Annotated in this window: 17 protein-coding genes; 6 read left to right on the top strand and 11 right to left on the bottom strand. The window is 63.7% G+C overall.

All coding sequences use genetic code 11. The features are described from left to right. Positions 1-158: 158 nt before the first annotated feature. From sutA to glnK, 4 genes are all read right to left on the bottom strand, one after another. On the bottom strand, positions 159-482 hold the full coding sequence (sutA, locus tag GYB81_RS05960) for a dormancy-specific transcriptional regulator SutA (protein WP_161866239.1): 324 nt from the start codon (positions 480-482) through the stop codon (positions 159-161). Positions 483-559: 77 nt separating this feature from the next. Further along, the gene (locus GYB81_RS05965) at positions 560-985 is read right to left on the bottom strand and encodes a secondary thiamine-phosphate synthase enzyme YjbQ (protein ID WP_161866238.1); all 426 of its coding nucleotides are present in this window, start codon (positions 983-985) and stop codon (positions 560-562) included. A gap of 99 nt (positions 986-1,084) precedes the next feature. Next, the gene (locus GYB81_RS05970) at positions 1,085-2,338 is read right to left on the bottom strand and encodes an ammonium transporter (protein WP_161866237.1); all 1,254 of its coding nucleotides are present in this window, start codon (positions 2,336-2,338) and stop codon (positions 1,085-1,087) included. Between the two features lie 334 nt (positions 2,339-2,672). Further along, entirely contained in the window at positions 2,673-3,011 is a 339-nt protein-coding gene (gene glnK, locus GYB81_RS05975) for a P-II family nitrogen regulator (protein ID WP_003096476.1), read from the bottom strand. 406 nt (positions 3,012-3,417) lie between these two features. Between glnK and GYB81_RS05980 the strand changes: the two genes are divergently transcribed. Then, on the top strand, positions 3,418-3,675 hold the full coding sequence (locus GYB81_RS05980; protein ID WP_017361208.1) for an accessory factor UbiK family protein: 258 nt from the start codon (positions 3,418-3,420) through the stop codon (positions 3,673-3,675). Positions 3,676-3,927: 252 nt separating this feature from the next. Continuing rightward, entirely contained in the window at positions 3,928-5,421 is a 1,494-nt protein-coding gene (locus GYB81_RS05985; RefSeq protein WP_161866236.1) for a YifB family Mg chelatase-like AAA ATPase, read from the top strand. A gap of 114 nt (positions 5,422-5,535) precedes the next feature. On the opposite strand, the gene GYB81_RS05990 is transcribed toward GYB81_RS05985, so the two are convergent. Further along, positions 5,536-6,453, bottom strand: coding sequence for a LysR substrate-binding domain-containing protein (locus tag GYB81_RS05990; protein WP_161866235.1), 918 nt, complete (start codon positions 6,451-6,453; stop codon positions 5,536-5,538). Between the two features lie 139 nt (positions 6,454-6,592). On the opposite strand from GYB81_RS05990, the gene GYB81_RS05995 reads away from it, so the two are divergent. Further along, entirely contained in the window at positions 6,593-7,978 is a 1,386-nt protein-coding gene (locus GYB81_RS05995; RefSeq protein ID WP_161866234.1) for a NorM family multidrug efflux MATE transporter, read from the top strand. A gap of 24 nt (positions 7,979-8,002) precedes the next feature. On the opposite strand, the gene GYB81_RS06000 is transcribed toward GYB81_RS05995, so the two are convergent. Continuing rightward, positions 8,003-9,670, bottom strand: coding sequence for a putative bifunctional diguanylate cyclase/phosphodiesterase (locus GYB81_RS06000; RefSeq protein WP_161866233.1), 1,668 nt, complete (start codon positions 9,668-9,670; stop codon positions 8,003-8,005). Between the two features lie 270 nt (positions 9,671-9,940). Between GYB81_RS06000 and rep the strand changes: the two genes are divergently transcribed. The 3 genes from rep to GYB81_RS06015 all read left to right on the top strand — a co-directional run bounded on the left by rep (position 9,941) and on the right by GYB81_RS06015 (position 13,301). Next, positions 9,941-11,950, top strand: a complete 2,010-nt coding sequence (gene rep / locus GYB81_RS06005; protein WP_161866232.1) for a DNA helicase Rep — start codon at positions 9,941-9,943, stop codon at positions 11,948-11,950. A gap of 113 nt (positions 11,951-12,063) precedes the next feature. Further along, on the top strand, positions 12,064-12,546 hold the full coding sequence (locus GYB81_RS06010) for a UPF0158 family protein (protein WP_161866231.1): 483 nt from the start codon (positions 12,064-12,066) through the stop codon (positions 12,544-12,546). Between the two features lie 182 nt (positions 12,547-12,728). Beyond that, the gene (locus GYB81_RS06015; RefSeq protein WP_161866230.1) at positions 12,729-13,301 is read left to right on the top strand and encodes a xanthine phosphoribosyltransferase; all 573 of its coding nucleotides are present in this window, start codon (positions 12,729-12,731) and stop codon (positions 13,299-13,301) included. Positions 13,302-13,325: 24 nt separating this feature from the next. Here GYB81_RS06015 and GYB81_RS06020 read toward each other — a convergent pair whose 3' ends face one another. From GYB81_RS06020 to GYB81_RS06040, 5 genes are all read right to left on the bottom strand, one after another. Next, positions 13,326-15,461: an acetyl-CoA hydrolase/transferase C-terminal domain-containing protein gene (locus GYB81_RS06020; RefSeq protein ID WP_161866229.1), complete on the bottom strand. Its 2,136-nt coding sequence runs from the start codon at positions 15,459-15,461 to the stop codon at positions 13,326-13,328. A gap of 268 nt (positions 15,462-15,729) precedes the next feature. Continuing rightward, entirely contained in the window at positions 15,730-16,152 is a 423-nt protein-coding gene (locus tag GYB81_RS06025; protein WP_161866228.1) for a c-type cytochrome, read from the bottom strand. Between the two features lie 113 nt (positions 16,153-16,265). Further along, positions 16,266-16,814, bottom strand: coding sequence for a cupin domain-containing protein (locus tag GYB81_RS06030; protein ID WP_161866227.1), 549 nt, complete (start codon positions 16,812-16,814; stop codon positions 16,266-16,268). A gap of 103 nt (positions 16,815-16,917) precedes the next feature. Continuing rightward, positions 16,918-17,991 carry an alanine racemase gene (alr, locus tag GYB81_RS06035; RefSeq protein WP_161866226.1) on the bottom strand — a complete coding sequence of 358 codons (1,074 nt, stop codon included), beginning with the start codon at positions 17,989-17,991 and terminating at the stop codon, positions 16,918-16,920. Positions 17,992-18,305: 314 nt separating this feature from the next. Continuing rightward, the gene (locus tag GYB81_RS06040) at positions 18,306-18,653 is read right to left on the bottom strand and encodes a RidA family protein (protein ID WP_013713456.1); all 348 of its coding nucleotides are present in this window, start codon (positions 18,651-18,653) and stop codon (positions 18,306-18,308) included. Between the last annotated feature and the right edge of the window lie 15 nt (positions 18,654-18,668).

Raw genomic sequence — 18,668 nt, forward strand, 5'->3', positions numbered from 1 at the left:
AATGGGAGAGGGGTGCCAAGCGCGCACGACCACAAATGAACAGCCTGGCCGCCTCACCGGTGCCGACGAGCCTCGGACGGTGCGTACGCATCGCCGCCGGAGACGGCGGGCAACAAAAAAACCCGCCACTGGGGCGGGTTCTTTGCAGCGAGCCGTCCTCAGATGGGGCGGCTGCCGTATTTGCTGTCGGGCTTCTTGGGTGGGTCGGCGACCACATTGGGTTCTACCTCCTGCACCTTGCCGCCACGGGCGAGAAACTCTTCCATGGCACGAGCCAGGGCGTCGCGTTCCTTTTGCTTGGCTTCGATGCTGGGCATCTCGTCGACTTCAACGGCTTTGGCCTTGCTCTTCTTGCCGCTGGCTACGGCTTCGCCATCGCCCTCGTCGTCGCCACTGTCGCCGTCATCGGCGGCAGCCAGCTCCTCGCCATCGTCCTCGTCAGCCCCTTCCAGATCATCTTGTTCCAGGTCTTCGTCGCTCATGTTCAACCTCATGACTTGCGAAAAGCAGGTTAGTTATAGCCCAGCCGCGCAATCTGCACTGCACGGCCGGAAAAAATTCAAATAGCCTCCCCGAACAGGGTCGCCACCACTCGCCGGCTACCGCCATGATCGCGGTGCTCGCCGAGGTAGATACCCTGCCAGGTGCCCAACGCCAAGCGTCCATCCTGTATCGGCAGCTGCAACTGAAAACCCAGCAAACTGCCCTTGAAGTGCGCCGGCAAATCGTCCGGCCCTTCGTAATCGTGTTCGTAACCCGCCTCACCCTGTGGCACCAGACGGTTGAAAAAGCGCTCGAAATCGCGGCGCACCGCGGGGTCGGCGTTCTCGTTCACCGTTAGCGATGCCGAGGTGTGCTGCAGCCACAGATGCAACAGACCCACACGGATCTGCGCCAGTTCCGGCAATTTCTCCAGCACCTCTTCGGTCACCAGATGAAAGCCACGCTCACGCGGACGCAGGCTGATGATGCGTTGCTGCCACATGCCGTTTTCTCACTCTCGAAGGCTCCAGCGCGCGCATTCTAGCGTGCTGTCAGAAAAAACAAAGGGCGCCAAAAGGCGCCCTTGTCATTCCGGCGAAGCTTACTTCTTGCCGGTGAACTCCGGGTAGGCTTCCATACCGCACTCGGCGATATCCACACCCTCGTATTCCTCTTCCTCGCTGACGCGCAGGCCGATCACCGCCTTGATGATTCCCCAAACGATCAGACTGGCGATGAACACCCAGGCGAAGATGCAGGCGATACCCAGCAACTGGGCACCCAGCGAGGCGTCGCCATTGGTCAGGCATACGGCCAGCAGCCCCCAGATGCCGGCCACGCCGTGCACGGAGATGGCACCGACCGGATCGTCGATCTTGATCTTGTCCAGACCAAGGATGGAGAACACCACCAGCACACCGCCTACGCCGCCGATCAGGGTGGCCTGCAGCGCACTCGGAGTCAGCGGTTCGGCGGTGATGGCGACCAGACCGGCCAGCGCGCCGTTGAGCGCCATGGTCAGGTCAGCCTTGCCGAACAGGATACGCGCGGTAATCAGCGCGACGATCAGGCCACCGGCAGCGGCCATGTTGGTGTTGACGAAGACCTGAGCGACAGCATTGGCATCCTCGATGGTACTCATCTTCAATTGCGAGCCACCGTTGAAGCCGAACCAGCCCATCCACAGGATGAAGGTACCGAGCGTTGCCAGCGGCAGGTTGGCACCGGGAATGGCGTTGACCTGGCCGTTGGCGCCGTACTTGCCCTTGCGTGCGCCCAGCAGCAGGACACCGGCCAGAGCAGCGGCAGCACCGGCCATGTGCACCACGCCAGAGCCGGCGAAGTCGAGGAAACCCGCTTCGTTGAGGAAGCCCGAACCCCACTTCCAGAAGCCCTGGATCGGGTAGATGAAACCGGTCATGACTACGGCGAAGGCGAGGAAGGCCCACAGCTTCATGCGCTCGGCCACCGCACCGGAAACTACCGACATGCAGGTCGCAGCGAAGACGATCTGAAAGAAGAAGTCCGAGCGGGCCGAGTAGTAGGGCGCATCGTCGCCACCGGCCAAAACGGCCTCGGCAGTGTTCTCATCACCGATGAGGAAGCCCAGGCTCGGCAGGATGCCGCCCTCAGGGCTGGAGTACATGATGTGGTAACCGATCACCAGGTACATGACGCTGGCGATGGCATACAGGGCGATGTTCTTGGTGAGGATCTCGGTGGTGTTCTTGGCGCGCACCAGGCCGGATTCGAGCATGGCAAAGCCCGCCGCCATCCACATCACCAGGGCACCACAGATCAGAAAGTAGAAGGTATCGAAGCCGTACTGCAATGCAGTCAATGCTGTGTTATCCATTTTTCACCTCTTGCCGGCGCTTTCGTTGTGCGCTGTTCGGTTGAAACGTCCAGGTTGGCGCCGGACGCGTTCCGCATGCTTTACAGGTCGTTGCCACGCTCGTTCTGGATCAGCGGAACCCCTGCGCCGTGAGGCGACCAGGCATTCCCATCACTAGGCCGAGCGCAGGACCTGAAGAGGGTCTGGCACAGCAGAGCGGCGAAGGTCTCGCCAGCTCCGGCATTCGCCCTCGAAAACAGCACCTGGGCAGAATTCGAGGACAAAAGGGCTCCTAGCCCTGCGAAAGTTCGCAGAGTCATGGGTTTACTCCTGGGGCGTGGGGTTCGGAGGCTGGTTAGATCGCGTCGGTATCGGTTTCGCCGGTACGGATACGAATCGCCTGTTCCAGGTTGACTACGAAAATCTTGCCGTCGCCGATCTTGCCGGTGTTGGCAGCCTTGGTGATGGCCTCGATCACGCGGTCCAGCTGATCGTCAGCAATGGCCACGTCGATCTTCACCTTGGGCAGGAAGTCGACCACGTACTCGGCACCGCGATACAGCTCGGTATGGCCTTTCTGGCGGCCGAAGCCCTTGACCTCGGTGACGGTAATGCCCTGCACGCCGATCTCCGACAGCGACTCGCGCACGTCGTCCAGCTTGAACGGCTTGATGATGGCAGTGACTAGCTTCATGAAACTTTCTCCCGTGTAAGGTGGACTTGCCCCAGGAATTACGAACCCGGCTCAAGTCTAAGCGCAGTGTCTGGCTTTTGTAATGCACCGACCGTTCCAGCCTGGCCTGGCCGATACCCACCAACCGCTCCCGGCGAAACACTCCGCTTCGCCTGCCACACCGGTACTGCATCGGTGCATGCGTCGCAGGGGTCTAAGCAGAAAGCTTGCCAGCTCCTTTAAATGCGCCATCTTTCAGGCTTTTACCGGTGCACAGGGTCAGCGCCTGCCATTCAGAGTGAATCCTCCGCACAATATTGGTGCAACGGCGCATTGCCGGGTGCTCATAAATCGTGCAGCCAACCCCCGAACGTCCCGACTGCAGTCGCGTGCTACACTGCCGACCATCTGTTTAGGGAACCTCACCATGCTGCCGCCGAAAGCCCTGCTCGACACCCTCAGTAGCCACGCCTCGCGCCTGTTCAGCGGCGATAGCCCGTTGCCGCGCGCAGAACTGGAAGCCCAGTTCAAAGCCCTGCTGCAAAGTGGTTTCAGCAAGCTGGAGCTGGTCAGCCGAGAAGAGTTCGACAGCCAGATGGTGGTACTGGCCCGTACCCGCGCCCGCCTCGAAGCGCTGGAAGCCAAGGTCGCCGAGCTGGAAGCCAAGCTCACTGCCGCAGACTAAGGCTATGTTGTAGGAGCGGCTTCAGCCGCGAACAGGCTTCGCGGCTGAAGCCGCTCCTACAGCAGGCCGTTGAAAAACGTAGGCGAGGCCGGCAAGACAATACCGATGGCGGCCCCGCAAAAACGGCCGAAAAAGCGCAGTTTACGTGCTGTAAATGAGCATTTTGAGGCCGTTTTTAACGCAGTATTGCCAACGCAGGTAGTTTTTCAACAGCCTGATAGGCACTGCACCCCACCTGATCAAGGAGCGATCATGTCCCTGGCCATCGTCCACAGCCGCGCCCAGGTCGGTGTCGAAGCACCGGCCGTCACCGTCGAAGCGCACCTGGCCAACGGCCTGCCCTCTCTTGCGCTGGTTGGCCTGCCGGAGACCGCGGTCAAGGAAAGCAAGGACCGCGTGCGCAGCGCCATCCTCAATGCCGCGTTCGAGTTTCCGAGCAAGCGCATCACCCTGAATCTGGCGCCGGCAGACCTGCCGAAGGACGGCGGCCGCTTCGATCTCGCCATCGCTCTGGGCATTCTCGCTGCCAGCGGCCAGGTACCGGCTGAGTCGCTCGACGAATACGAATGCCTGGGCGAGCTGGCACTGTCCGGTGCAGTGCGTCCGGTACAGGGCGTATTGCCGGCCGCCTTGGCAGCGCGACAAGCCGGGCGCACCCTGTTGGTGCCTCAGGCCAATGCCGAGGAAGCCAGCCTCGCTTCCGGACTGAAGGTCATCGCCGTGGAGCATCTACTGCAGATCGCCGCCCACCTCAACGGCAGCGCACCACTCGAACCCTATGCCGCACAGGGATTGCTCAGACAGAGCCTGCCCTATCCGGATCTGGCCGAAGTCCAGGGCCAGCTGGCCGCCAAGCGCGCCTTGCTGGTGGCCGCGGCAGGTTCGCACAATCTGCTGCTCAGCGGCCCACCCGGCACCGGCAAGACGCTGCTGGCCAGCCGCCTGCCCGGCCTGCTGCCGCCACTGGACGAGAGCGAGGCGCTGCAGGTGGCCGCGATCCATTCGGTGGCCAGCCATACGCCGTTGCAGCATTGGCCGCAGAGGCCCTTTCGTACTCCGCACCATAGCGCCTCCGGGCCAGCGCTGGTCGGCGGCGGCAGCCGCCCGCAGCCTGGCGAAATCACGCTGGCGCATCAGGGCGTGCTGTTCCTGGACGAACTGCCGGAGTTCGACAGAAAGGTGCTGGAGGTGCTGCGCGAACCGTTGGAGAGTGGCCATATCGTCATTGCCCGGGCGCGCGACAAGGTGCGCTTTCCGGCACGCTTCCAGCTGGTCGCGGCGATGAATCCCTGCCCATGCGGTTATCTCGGCGACCCGAGCAACCGCTGCCGCTGCACCCCGGAGCAAATCCAGCGCTACCGCGCCAAGCTGTCCGGACCGCTGCTCGATCGCATCGACCTACACCTGACGGTCGCCCGCGAAAGCACCGCTCTGGACGTGCCGCTACAAGAAGGTGAAAGCACCGCTCAGGCGGCGGCCAAGGTAGCGGCTGCCCGCCAGCGGCAACTGCACCGCCAGGGCGTGGCCAACGCCTTTCTCGACCTGCCTGGCTTGCGCCGGCATTGCGCCTTGAGCAGCGCCGATCGCCAATGGCTGGAAAACGCCTGCGAACGCCTCGGCCTGTCCCTGCGCGCCGCCCATCGTGTGCTCAAGGTGGCACGGACCTTAGCCGACCTGCAAGACGAGCAGCAGATCGCCAGAGCGCATCTGGCCGAGGCATTGCAGTATCGGCCAGCGATGGGGTGAAAGTTCTTCCGCGCGCATCGCGCTCCTTAGGTTTGCAACCTAGCCCGATACCAAGGGATGCCGCGGCGCCACTTAGGCGGTGCCCGCCAGGAACGCATCGTTCTAGACCGCAGCCTACAACCTTTCCACCTGCGGTAGCTGCATCGCCGCCACTTCTGCCAACAGATAATGGCGCAGCCGCTGCAGACGCGCCTGGGCGCGATGGCCACGCGGCCATACCAGATAATAGCTTTCGCCACTGAAGACCGCCGTTGGCCAGGGTAGACCGAGCCGGCCTGCGTTGACGTCCTCGGTGACCATCAGCAGGTCACCGATGGACACGCCATAACCCCGCGCTGCCGCCACGATGCCCAGTTCGAGCATGTCGAACAGCTGGCCGGTCTTCAGTGGCACCTGCTCCCCCAGACCCGTAGCCTGCAACCAGCGCCGCCAGTCGCGCCGATCCGGCGTCGGGTGCAGCTGTTCGGCGGCCTGCAGACGCGCCAACGACCAAGGCCCGGCTTCGCTATCGGCGGCCGCGCATACTGGCGTCAGCCACTCCTCGAACAGCAGCACGCTTTCCCACTCATCCGGAAACTGGCCGTCGGACAGCAACACCGCGCAGTCGAAGGGCTCGTGGCGGAAGTCGACCTTGTCCACATCCATCCACGCGCTGGTGAGTTGCACTTCGCTGTCCGGGTTGGCCAGGCGAAAGTGCGACAGACGGGCCAGCAGCCAGCGCATGGTCAGGGTCGAAGGTGCCTTCAGGCGCAGCACCTGATCGTCGGCGCGCAGCGCCGCGCTGGCCCGCTCCAGCGCATCGAAGCCATCGCTCAGCCCCGGCAGCAAGGCTCGGCCCGGATCGGTCAGTTGCAGGCTGCGGCCACGGCGCTCGAACAGGCGGCAGGCGAAGTAATCCTCCAGTGTGCGGATATGCCGGCTCACCGCACTTTGGGTAATAGCCAGCTCTTCGGCGGCGCGGGTGAAGGATGCGTGGCGGGCAGCAGCCTCGAAGGCACGCAATGCGTAGAGCGGTGGAAGTCGGCGGGTCATCGTATTGACTCATGAGTTTCAGTCATGCCTGGCATGGCTATTTTCCTTTTGTGGGCGGCCGCTATAAACCAGAGAATATCCGCCACTGCTCATCCCCCGACAGTCTGGGGAGGCTTACCCTACCGAAGTTTTACTCATCATGAAGAATCCCCTTGGTCACGAGTTGGGTGCGCTGCTGCGCCTGGCCGGCCCGCTGATCTCTGCGCAGTTGGCCCACGCGCTGATGATTTTCACCGACACGCTGATGATGGCCATGCTCGGCCCGCAGCAATTGGCCGGCGGCGCGCTGGGCGCCACCTGCTACTTCATCTTCTCGATCTTCTGCACCGGAGTGATCGCTGCGGTAGGCAGCCTGGTCGCCATTCGCCATGGTGCTGGTGACCCGAGCGGCGTCACCCGCCTGCTGCGCAATGGCCTGTGGCTGGCGATGCTGCTGGGCGTAGTCAGCGCGCTGTGCCTCAACGGCCTGGGCCCGCTGCTGCCGCACTTGGGCCAGGACCCGGCAGCGGCCAGCCAGGCCATGGCATTTCTGCGCCCGCTGTCGCTGGCCCTGCCCGGCTACCTGTGCTTCATGGCCCTGCGCGGCTTCACCAGCGCCATCGGCCATCCCGGCCCGGTGATGACCATCAGCATCATCGGCACGGTCGCCAACTTCGTCATCAACTATGCACTGATCAAGGGCTGGTTCGGCCTGCCCAGCCTCGGCCTGAGCGGTATCGGCATGACCACCGCACTGGTCAGCAGCGCCATGGCACTGGCTCTGGCGTTGTATATCCTGATCTCGCCGACCTACCAGCGTTACCGGCTGCGGGGCGGCCTGGGTCGCCCGCAGCGGGCCGAAATGCGCGACCTGCTGCGCCTGGGCCTGCCGATTGGCGGCACCTATGCAGCCGAGCAGGGGCTGTTCACCTTCGCCACCCTGTGCATGGGCGCGCTGGGCAGTGTGCAGCTGGCAGCCCATCAGATCGCCATGCAGACGGTAGCTCTCGCGTTCATCGTGCCGCAGGGCCTGTCCTATGCGGTGACCTTCCGAGTCGGCCTGCACTATGGCGCCGGGCGCCTGCACCTGTCGCGCCTGGCCGGGCACCTGGGCATGGGCCTGGGGGCTTTGCTGATGCTGATGTTCGCCCTGCTGTTCTGGCTGCTGCCGGAATGGATCATCGGTCTGTTTCTCGACCGTCACGATCCGGCCTTTGCCGAGATCGTCACCCTGGCGGTGAGCCTGCTGGCGATCGCCGCCTGGTTCGAGCTGTTCGACGGTCTGCAGAGCATCGCCATGGGCGCGATTCGCGGGCTCAATGACGGTCGCACCACTCTGGTGATCGGCCTGACCGGCTACTGGTTCATCGGCGCGCCGCTGGCCTGGCTGCTGGCCTTCCCGCTGGGCTGGGGCGCCCATGGCGTCTGGTGGGGGCTGGCCGCAGGCCTGGCGGCGACGGCTACCGGTCTGGTGCTGGGTTTCCAGTGGAAGACTGCGCGCCTGCAGCGGCCGAACAGGATAGAGGGCGAGGTCTGTCTGTCGTAGCCCGGATGCAATCCGGGCTACGGGTTACGATCCGCCAAGCAGCGGCTGGCGCATGCCGAACACCAGGAAACGTGCCAGCTCGGCCAGCGGCAGGGCCTTGCTGATCAGGTAGCCCTGCACCTGATCGCAGCCGTACTGGCGCAGCATGTCGAGCTGTTCGATGTTCTCCACCCCTTCGGCCACCACTTCGAGATTGAGGTTGTGCGCCAGGTTGATCATCGCCCGCACCAGTTGACGGTTCTCGGCGCGCTCGCCCATGCCGCCGACGAAACTCTTGTCGATTTTCAGCAGGGTGATCGGCAGGCTGTTGAGATGGACGAAGGAGGAGAAACCGGTACCGAAGTCGTCCAGTGAAAAGCGCACGCCTAGCCGTCCCAGCGCGAGCATGGTCTGCTGCACCTGATCGCTGCGGCGCATCACCGCGGTTTCGGTCAGCTCGAACTCCAGCCACTGGGCATCGACACCGCGCTCTTCGATCAGGCGGCTGAGCGTCGGCAGCAACTGGCTGTCCTGAAACTGACGGAACGACAGGTTGATCGCCATGTGCAGCGCCGGCAGGCCACGCCCGCGCAACCACTGCATGTCACGCAGGGCCCGGGAAATGACCCAGTAACCGAGCGGCACGATCAGCCCGGTTTCCTCGGCCAGCGGCACGAACTCGTTGGGCGAGAGCAGCCCTCGCTCAGCGTGCTGCCAACGCACCAGTGCCTCCAGGCCGACGATGCGCCCGCTTTTCAGGCACAGGCGCGGCTGGTAGTGCAGCTCCAGCTCGTCCCGACGCAACGCGCGGCGCAGCTCGCTCTCCAGATCGGCCTGGCTGCGTGCACTGCGGTTGAGGCGCTCGTCGTAGACGTGGAACACGCAGCCCTGCTGACTCTTGGCTTGCTGCATGGCGATATGGGCGTGCCATAGCAGCGGGTCCGCGCCCTCCCCGGCGCGGGCGTGGGCCAGCCCCAGGCTGCAGCCGATCAGCAGACTTTCGCCGTCGACCCAGTAGGGCTCACCCAGCACTTCGGTGACACATTCGGCCAGGCGCTCGACGCGCTGCGGGTCGCGGCGTACGTCCAGCAACAGCGCGAACTCGTCGCTGCCCAGCCGAGCGAGCTGGTCGCAGGGCTGCAGCACTCCCTTGAGGCGCGCCACCACCTGCAGGATCAGGCGATCACCGCCCTGGTAGCCCAGGGCATCGTTGGCGTGACGGAAGTTGTCCAGGTCGAGGTGGCCGAGCACCAGGCCGCGGCCGCCGCATTCGGCCAGGCGCGCAGCAAGCAGGGTCTGGAAACCCTGGCGGTTGGCGATACCGGTCAGCGGGTCCTGCTCGGCAAGACGTTGCAGCGTGTGCTTGAGGTTGCCCTGCTCACGCGCGTAGCGCAGGCAGCGGCGCAATACATCGAGGTTGAGGCTGCTACGCACCAGCCAGTCGCTGACACCGACTGGCTCCTCGCTGGGCTCGTCTTCGAGCAGCAGCACCATCGGCAGCGGGCATTGACCGGCATCAGGCATTCGCTGCGGTGTGGCCAGCAGCAGTCCACTGGCGTGATCATCGAACAGGTTGCTGGCAGCATCCCAGGACGGTGCGGTGATCAGCGGAAAGGGGCTGCCAAGAGCGCCCAGATGCTCGCGCAACAATTCGGCCCAGCCAGGCGAATCCGCCAGCAGAACCAGGCGCATGGGTTCGACGAGCGTGGACAAGCGACCTCCCCCCAATGATCAAGAATGATGGCGAATCGTGTCGCCTGACCGCGTCTTAACCGACGTCTAATCAATCACATCCGGGTGAAAGTGAACGCACATCCTGAGGTATAGCCAAAAAACCGGCAAGTGGAACCAGAGTACTGCATCCGTTCGGATAACCCAGCGCGCCACGCTTCAATTCCGTGCGCCAGGCCACAGTTCCGGACGGTCGCGGCAGAAGCCGCCAGGCCTGTTAAAATGCGCGGCCCTTTTTCTGTGATCGATCCCATGTCCCGACTGAACCCCCGGCAACAAGAGGCCGTGAACTATGTCGGCGGCCCACTTCTGGTGCTCGCCGGCGCAGGCTCCGGCAAGACCAGCGTGATCACCCGCAAGATCGCCCACTTGGTGCAGAACTGCGGCATCCGCGCCCAGCACATCGTCGCCATGACCTTCACCAACAAGGCCGCGCGCGAGATGAAGGAGCGCGTCGGCACCCTGCTCAAGGGCAGCGAAGCGCGCGGCCTGACCGTGTCCACCTTCCACAACCTGGGCATGAACATCATCCGCAAGGAATACGCGCGCCTGGGCTACAAACCCGGCTTCTCGATCTTCGATGACGGCGACATCAAGGCGCTGCTCACCGACATCATGCAGAAGGAGTATTCCGGCGACGACGGTGCCGACGAGATCAAGAACTACATCGACAGCTGGAAGAACGACCTGATCCTGCCCGACGAGGCCCTGGCCAATGCACGCGGGCCGAAGGAGCAGACCGCCGCCATCGTCTACCTGCACTACCAGCGCACGCTCAAGGCGTACAACGCGGTGGACTTCAACGACCTGATCCTGCTGCCGGTAAAACTCTTCCAGGAGCACGCCGACATTCTGGAAAAGTGGCAGAACCGCATCCGCTACCTGCTGGTGGACGAATACCAGGACACCAACGCCAGCCAGTACCTGCTGGTGAAGATGCTGGTGGGCATGCGCAACCAGTTCACCGTGGTCGGCGACGATGACCAGTCGATCTACGCCTGGCGCGGCGCGCGCCCGGAAAACCTGATGCTGCTCAAGGAGGACTACCCCTCGCTCAAGGTGGTGATGCTGGAGCAGAACTACCGCTCCACCAGCCGCATCCTCAAATGCGCCAACGTGCTGATCGCCAACAACCCCCACGTGTTCGAGAAGCAGCTGTGGTCGGAGATGGGCCATGGCGATGAGATCCGCGTGATTCGTACGCGCAACGAGGAGGCCGAGTGCGAGCGGGTGGCGCTGGAGATCCTCACCGAGCATCTGCGCACCCAGCGCCCCTACAGCGACTTCGCCATCCTCTACCGCGGCAACTACCAGGCCAAGCTGATGGAGCTGAAATTGCAGCACCACCAGATTCCCTATCGCCTGTCCGGGGGCACCAGCTTCTTCGCCCGCCAGGAGGTGAAGGACCTGATGAGCTACTTCCGCCTGCTGGTCAACCCGGACGACGACAACGCCTTCCTGCGGGTGATCAACGTGCCGCGCCGCGAGATCGGCTCGACCACCCTGGAAAAGCTCGGCAACTACGCCAGCGAGCGCAAGATCAGCATGTACGCGGCGGCCGGCGAGATCGGCCTCGGCGAACACCTCGACGCGCGCTTCACCGAGCGCCTGCAACGCTTCACCCGCTGGATGGATCGCGTGCGCCAGGAGTGCGCGCAGAACGACCCGATCGCCGCCATCCGCAGCATGGTCATGGATATCGACTACGAGAACTGGCTGCGGCAGAACGCCTCGAGCGATAAGGTCGCCGAGGCACGCATGGGCAACGTCTGGTTCCTCGTCGATGCGCTGAAGAACACCCTGGAGCGCGACGAAGACGGCGACATGACCATCGAGGACGCCATCGGCAAGCTGGTGCTGCGCGATATGCTCGAACGTCAGCAGGAAGAGGAAGAAGGCGCCGAAGGCGTGCAGATGATGACCATGCACGCATCCAAGGGTCTGGAATTCCCCTCGGTGTACATCATCGGCTTCGAGGAGGAGATTCTCCCGCACCGCTCCAGCATCGAGGCCGACACCATCGAGGAAGAGCGACGCCTGGCCTACGTCGGCATCACCCGCGCCAAGCGCAACCTGGCGCTGACCTTCGCCGCCAAGCGCAAGCAGTACGGCGAGATCATCGACTGCTCGCCGAGCCGCTTCCTTGATGAGCTGCCGCAGGAAGATCTGGTCTGGGAAGGCCTGGAAGAGGCGCCGACGGAGGTCAAGACCGCGCGCGGCAACGACGCCCTGGCCAATATGCGCGCCATGCTCAAGCGCTGAAGCGCGGGACTGGTTGTCTGGTGGGCTTCAGCCCACCACTTCGATGCCACCGGCACCCTCGCCAAATTTTCCAGTCAGAAAGAAGATATCGCTCAGAAACAGGGGCTGAAACCATGCGCACCTTCACCCTCGACCTCGATGCCCTGATACAGCTGATCAATGGCCGCGAACAGCAGGAACACTGGCTGGACCTGGAAAGCGGCAACGTCCTGACTCTGTCACCGGAGGATCAGTACAGCGAACAGCGCCAGCAGATCGAACTCGATCCCGACCGCTACAGCCAGGTGCCGAACCTCGACATACCGCAGCGCATCGCCATGCGCGAGTCCTTTCTGTTTACCCTCGACGATCTGCACGCCCACCCACTGCTCAGTGCGGCGCTGACCAGTCGCAAACCGCTGCGCGCCTTCGATTACGAGATCGAAGCCTTTGCGCCGATTCGCCAGCAGTGGCAGGCCTACGAGCTCAAGCAACTGCGCGAATACGCCCTCAACTGGCTCTATGAACTGGGCATCGAGCCGGCGCCGGACAAACTGCCGCTCGATACCCGCGGCATCCCCAGGGACATTCTGCGGCGGCTGACCAAAAGCGCCTGAGCGAGCGCCCAGGGTCATCGTGACCGCTCCCGGATTGCATCCGGGCTACTCCTGCCCGGCGCCAGCAACCTGTCTAAGCGGTCAACCGCCTACGACTGTCGGCCAGGCTTCGGTTTCACTACACAATCCGGGGTGTTTTGAGCGAAAATCCGCAGCTTTTCTGCTCAACCAGAGGATCGACCGTGGAGTCGTTGAAACAGAAGATTCGCAGCGAAGGCATCGTGCTGTCCGAGCACGTACTCAAGGTGGACGCCTTTCTCAACCACCAGATCGATCCACGTCTGATGCAGGAGATCGGCCACGAGTTCGCCCAGCGTTTCGCCGGCCAGGGCATCACCAAGATCGTCACCATCGAGGCCTCGGGCATCGCCCCGGCCGTGATGGCCGGCCTGGAACTGGGCATTCCGGTGATCTTCGCGCGCAAGTTCCAGTCGCTGACGCTCAAGGACGATCTGCTGATTTCCAAGGTGTTCTCCTTCACCAAGCAGACCGAAAGCACCATCGCCATTTCCGCCCGCCACCTGACCGCTGCCGACAAGGTACTGGTGATCGACGACTTCCTCGCCAACGGCCACGCCGCCAAGGCGCTGATCGACCTGATCCAGCAGGCCGGCGCTCAGGTTGCCGGTATCGGCATCGTCATCGAGAAATCCTTCCAGGACGGCCGCAACCTGCTGCAGAGCGAAGGCTACCGCGTCGAATCGCTGGCCCGTGTCGCCGCCCTGGAGAACGGCCAGGTGCGCTTCCTCGACTAAGGACCGTGCAGGGCCTCGCGCGCCTTAGGGCGCGGCAGTGGCCTGCAGGCCTGCCAGCAGCAGGCGCTGGTAGAGCGCCTCGCGCATACCATCCGGCGCCTCCAGGCTCATGCGCCGCAGGTGTTCGGGATAGGCGCCCGGCTCCGGCGCATCGAGCGTGGCCTTGCCCAGCTCCAGCACCTCGGTCAGGCGCAGCTTGCTCTTGAGCCAGCTCAGCGCCCGCACCAGGTCCTGCTCCACCGCGCTGAAGTCGCTGCCCAGCGGGTACTCGGCGAACAGCCCGGCATGCTGCCCGCGCACCAGCTGCAGACGCTCGGGCAGATTGTTGGCGAAGCGCGGATCGAGGCGAAAATCCGCCGGCAGTTTGCCCGCCTGCTGCGCCTGCTCGATCAGCTGGTTCTGAAAGCGCGAGTCGCTGATGTTGAGCAGCGCCTCGATCACCTGAGCATCGGTCTTGCCGCGCAGATCGGCGATGCCGTACTCGGTCACTACGATATCGCGCAGATGCCGGGGAATGGTGGCGTGGCCATATTCCCAGACGATGTTGGAGCTGACCTCACCGCCAGACTCGCGCCAGCTGCGCAGCAGCAGAATCGAGCGCGCGTCCTCCAGCGCATGCGCCTGGGCAACGAAGTTGTACTGCCCGCCGACGCCGCTGAGCACGCGACCGTCTTCCAGCTGATCGGCCACGCCCGCCCCCAGCAGGGTCATGGTGAACACCGTGTTGATGAAGCGCGCATCGCGGCGCTGCAGACGCTTGAGCCCCTCCTCGCCGTACAGTTCGTTGATGTAACGGATACCGGTCATGGCAAAGCGCTGCCGCTCGGCCTCATCCAGCTCACGCAGGCGGCGGTAGAAACCCTCCGGCCCGAGGAAGAAGCCGCCATGCAACACGACGCCACCTTGCGCACGGCCGAGCCAGGGCTGCAGGCGAGCCTGGGTATCCGGGTCACTCAGATCCGCTGCCGCACGGCTGCCATCCGGCAGATGCAAGCAGCCCTCTTCCAGCTGCACATCGCCATGCAGCAGACCGCTGTCGCGCAGCCAGCTCAGGTCCGAAGGCTGCAGTGCTGACGCCAGCCCGGCATCGAGCAGCGCCTGTACGCTGCGCGGGCGGCCCTGATCGTCCAGCGCACCGCCGAGCGCCAGGCGCTGCAGACGCAGCTCCGGATAGACCGCACGGCGCAGCAGGCCAGCCTCGGCCAGCGCCAGCAGACCATTGACGAACATTTCGCTGCAGCCGTACAGGCCCTGCTCGAGCGCGGCCAGACCACCGTTGGCGCCGATTTCTTCGGCCCAGGCGTCGCCATCGCACAGCGCCTGCAGCACGGCACGATAACGGTCGTTGTCCTGCTGCCTGGCCATCAGTGCCGCGGCCAGGGCATCGCCCATCGCGCCGATGCCGATCTGCAGGGTGCCGCCATCGCGCACCAGCGTGCTGGCCAGCAGACCGATGCAGTGATCCTGCAACGTCACCGGCATGTTCGGCGTGGAGAACAGCGTGGTCCGCTCCTCCTCGGCGATGTGGATATCGAAGGTATCGCGCGGCACCTGGGCATCGCCGGCCATGTAGGGCAGGTCGCGGTGAATCTGAGCGACGCTGAGCACGGTTTCGCCTGCCGCGCGACGGCGTTGCAGCAAGGGCAGCAGGTCGAGGGTGACATCCGGGTTGCAGCTCAGGCTGAAGTGCTCGGGCTGCGCGGGATCGGCGGCGACCAGCTGGGCGACCAGGTTCAGGCCCTTGGCATTGAGGTCGCGGGCGACATGGCTGTAATTGCTGCTGATGTAATCCTGCTGCGCCGGCTCGCATTCAAGCAGGCTGCCCGGCTGGAAGAAGAACTGTTCGACGCGCACGTTGGCCGGCAGGTTGCCGGTGTGCAGATCGGCCAAAAACTGCAGCTCGGGATAATCGCCGTAGACCCGGTCGACGAAGGGTTCGAGAAAACGCCGCTGCAGGTCCTGGTCGGCACGTGGACGCGCCAGGCACAGTGCGGTGTAGATGGTCAGCTGCCGTTCGGGCAGATCCCGCACGCGCTCATACAGCGCATTGACCCAGCGATTGGGTTTACCCAGACCGAGCGGCAGGCCCAGATGAATTGGCCCGTCGATCTTGCTCAACACGTGGTCGACGGCTTGCTCGAGGGTACAGCTGTGCGGCATCTGGTGCTCCTCGCGACATCCATGACGAATGCTGCTTGGACTGCGTGGATGCCGGCATGGTTGCATGCCATCGCCTTAAGAGCCTGCTCACAATCTGCTGCGCGTCGGCCCTACTGCGTTAAAAACAGGCTCGGAATGCTCATTTACAGCTCGTAAACTGCGCTTCCTCGCCTATTTTTGCCTTGTATGGCTCTAGCTCGCGAGCTCGTGAGCAGGCTCTAAACGAAAAAACCGCCCGGAGGGCGGTTTTTCAGGGAAGCGGCGGGTCTTACAGACCGGACATCTTCTTGATCGCTTCACGCAGCTCGTCGTCCGAGCAGTCGGCGCAGGTGCCTTTCGGCGGCATGGCGTTGATGCCGGAGATGGCTGCAGCGAGGATGCCGTCGAGGCCGCCCTGGTGATCGGCGCGCTCTTTCCAGGCCGCGGTGTCACCGATCTTGGGAGCGCCCAGTACGCCAGCGCCATGGCAGGCGTTGCAATGCTTGGCGATGATGTCGTCAGCGGTACGCGCACCGCCACCAGCGGATGCAGCGACGGTTTCGACGCCCTTGCACTCTTCGCCCATGATGCACACCTCGCCTACAGGCTTGAGGCGCTCGGCGATGGCTTCATCGGTCGTGGCCTGAGCAGTCACTGCCCACAGGGCCAATACGGCAGCCGGTACTGCCAGCATTTTCTTCATCAGATTCACGGTACACCCTCTTCGTGGCTAGTCACGCCCGCGGCCACGGTTTCGCGAGCGGGCGACAGTATAACGGCAAGCGGGCCTGGCCGAAACAACCCATATTGTCGCAGGGTTATTGATCAGAAGTTCGCTGGCGTGGTGGCGCTGATCAGTCGCGCCGGTACATCGAACGGATTGCGGAAGCGGTGCGGCTTGCTGCTCTCGAAGTAGTAGCTGTCGCCCGGCTCGAGGATGAACACCTCGTTGCCCACGGTCAGCTCCAGCTTGCCTTCGACCAGCATGCCGGCTTCTTCGCCCTCGTGGGCGTACATCTCGTCACCGGTGTCGGTGCCGGCCGGGTAGGTCTCGTCGAGGAAGGAAATGGCGCGGCTCGGATGAGCCTTGCCGATCAGCTTCATGGTGATCGCGCCACTGCAGATATCGGTCAGCTCGGAGGCCCGGTAGACCACCTGAACCTGGTTCTCCTGCTCCATGTCGAGGGAGAAGAATTCCACCAGCGACATGGGAATACCGCTCAGCACCTTTTTCAGCGAGCTGATCGAGGGGCTTACGCTGTTTTTCTCGATCATGGAAATGGTGCTGTTGGTGACGCCCGCGCGCTTGGCGAGCTCACGCTGGGAAAGACCTTTGAGCTTACGAATCGATTGCAGTCGAACGCCGACGTCCAATGCTGGGGTCCCCCTCTGGGAGTGATACGAAAAGTGTTCGTATCATGGCATAGCGTTCGGAATTTACAACACTTGCGTTCATGCTCTTCTACAGCCGGCCGAATCAGCCTCCGAGATAGAGCAGCGGCACCCGCCGCAGGTTGCAGAAAATCTGATAGGGGATGCTGCCCGCGGCCATGGCCACGTCGCTGGCCAGTACCTGCGTGCCCCACAGTTCGACACGGCTGCCCAGGCCTGCCTGTGGCAAGTCGGTGAGGTCGACGGTGAGCATGTCCATCGACACACGACCGATCAGGCGAGTCGGTTGGCCGTCCACCATCACCGGCGTGCCGGTCGGTGCATGACGCGGATAGCCGTCGGCATAGCCCATGGCGACCACACCGACGCGGGTCGGCCGCTCGGAGACGAAGCGCGCACCGTAACCCACGGGCTCGCCGGGCGGCAGTTCGCGCACGCTGATGACCTTCGATTCCAGCGTCATCACCGGGCGCAAACGCGCGGCCTGCTCCTGAGCCTGCTCGAACGGCGTGGCGCCGTACAGCATGATGCCGGGGCGCACCCAGTCGCTGGGCACCTGGGGCCAGCCCAGCACGGCCGGCGAGTTACGCAGGCTGACCTCGGCGCTCAGGCCTTCGCGAGCCTGCTGGAACACCGCCAGCTGCTCGGCGGTACGCTCGCACTCGGGCTCGTCGGCACGTGCGAAGTGGCTCATCAGCACGATCTTGCTGACCTTGCCGCTGGCCAGCAGGCGACGGTAGGCATCCTGGTACTCGGCCGGATGCAGGCCGACGCGGTGCATACCGCTGTCGAGCTTGAGCCACAGGGTCAGCGGCTTGCTGAGCTGAGCCTGCTCGACGGCCTCGATCTGCCACTGCGCGTGAATCACGCACCACAGCTCATGCTGATCGATCAGTGCCAGTTCATCGGCCTCGAAAAAGCCTTCGAGCAGCAGGATCGGCGCCCTGATGCCGGCCTCGCGCAGCGCCAGCGCCTCTTCGATGCAGGCCACGGCAAAGCCGTCGGCCTCACTCTCCAGCGCCTGTGCACATCGCACCGCGCCATGCCCGTAGGCATCGGCCTTGACCACGGCCAGGGCGCGGGCGCCGCTGAGTTCGCGGGCCAGTTGATAGTTGTGACGCAAGGCGTCGAGATCGATCAGGGCACGGGCAGGGCGCATGGTTCGTTATTTCTCACTGCTTCGCTGATTTCGTAGCCCGGATGCAATCCGGGGATGGTCGTTGCCAAGCCCCGGATTGCATCCGGGCTACAGGCTATAAAAAAAGCCCGGCGGGAGCCGGGCGAGAAGCCAACACAAAAAATTGTCTGGAACAATTCTTGACGTCGCCCCGCGACGGCCCGTAGGGGCGGCCGCCAGGGAGGGCGAGCCGCAAAAAATTGTCTGGAACAATTTTTGACGTCGCTCTGCGACGGCCCGCAAGGGCGGCCGCCAGGGAGGGCGGGCCGCAAAAACTGTTCACTGCGGCGACTGCCTCAAACGGCAGCCACCACGCACATTTCCACCAACACTTCGGGTTTGTACATCTTCGCCTCGACACAGGCGCGGGCCGGTGCATGGCCATCGGCGACCCAGGCGTCGTACTCGGCGTTGAGGCCGTCATAGTCGGCCATGTCCTTGAGGAAGATGGTCAGCGAGAGGATCTTGCTCTTGTCGCTACCACCCTCGGCCAGCATCTTGTCGATGTTGGCCAGGGTCTGGCGGGTCTGCTCGCGGATGTCACCGTCGAAGTCGTCGGCCAACTGGCCGGCTAGGTAAATCGTGCCGTTGTGGATCACCACTTCGCTGTAGCGTTTGGCCACATGCAGGCGCTGGATCGACATGCTGCGAATCTCCTT

This window comes from Pseudomonas yangonensis, assembly GCF_009932725.1.
Lineage (GTDB): Bacteria > Pseudomonadota > Gammaproteobacteria > Pseudomonadales > Pseudomonadaceae > Aquipseudomonas > Aquipseudomonas yangonensis.

Bases quoted from the DNA above. Each gene is read 5' to 3' on its own strand.
- sutA (WP_161866239.1), bottom strand. From the start codon at position 482: ATGAGCGACGAAGACCTGGAACAAGATGATCTGGAAGGGGCTGACGAG.
- GYB81_RS05965 (WP_161866238.1), bottom strand. From the start codon at position 985: ATGTGGCAGCAACGCATCATCAGCCTGCGTCCGCGTGAGCGTGGCTTT.
- GYB81_RS05970 (WP_161866237.1), bottom strand. From the start codon at position 2,338: ATGGATAACACAGCATTGACTGCATTGCAGTACGGCTTCGATACCTTC.
- glnK (WP_003096476.1), bottom strand. From the start codon at position 3,011: ATGAAGCTAGTCACTGCCATCATCAAGCCGTTCAAGCTGGACGACGTG.
- GYB81_RS05980 (WP_017361208.1), top strand. From the start codon at position 3,418: ATGCTGCCGCCGAAAGCCCTGCTCGACACCCTCAGTAGCCACGCCTCG.
- GYB81_RS05985 (WP_161866236.1), top strand. From the start codon at position 3,928: ATGTCCCTGGCCATCGTCCACAGCCGCGCCCAGGTCGGTGTCGAAGCA.
- GYB81_RS05990 (WP_161866235.1), bottom strand. From the start codon at position 6,453: ATGACCCGCCGACTTCCACCGCTCTACGCATTGCGTGCCTTCGAGGCT.
- GYB81_RS05995 (WP_161866234.1), top strand. From the start codon at position 6,593: ATGAAGAATCCCCTTGGTCACGAGTTGGGTGCGCTGCTGCGCCTGGCC.
- rep (WP_161866232.1), top strand. From the start codon at position 9,941: ATGTCCCGACTGAACCCCCGGCAACAAGAGGCCGTGAACTATGTCGGC.
- GYB81_RS06010 (WP_161866231.1), top strand. From the start codon at position 12,064: ATGCGCACCTTCACCCTCGACCTCGATGCCCTGATACAGCTGATCAAT.
- GYB81_RS06020 (WP_161866229.1), bottom strand. From the start codon at position 15,461: ATGCCGCACAGCTGTACCCTCGAGCAAGCCGTCGACCACGTGTTGAGC.
- alr (WP_161866226.1), bottom strand. From the start codon at position 17,991: ATGCGCCCTGCCCGTGCCCTGATCGATCTCGACGCCTTGCGTCACAAC.
- GYB81_RS06040 (WP_013713456.1), bottom strand. From the start codon at position 18,653: ATGTCGATCCAGCGCCTGCATGTGGCCAAACGCTACAGCGAAGTGGTG.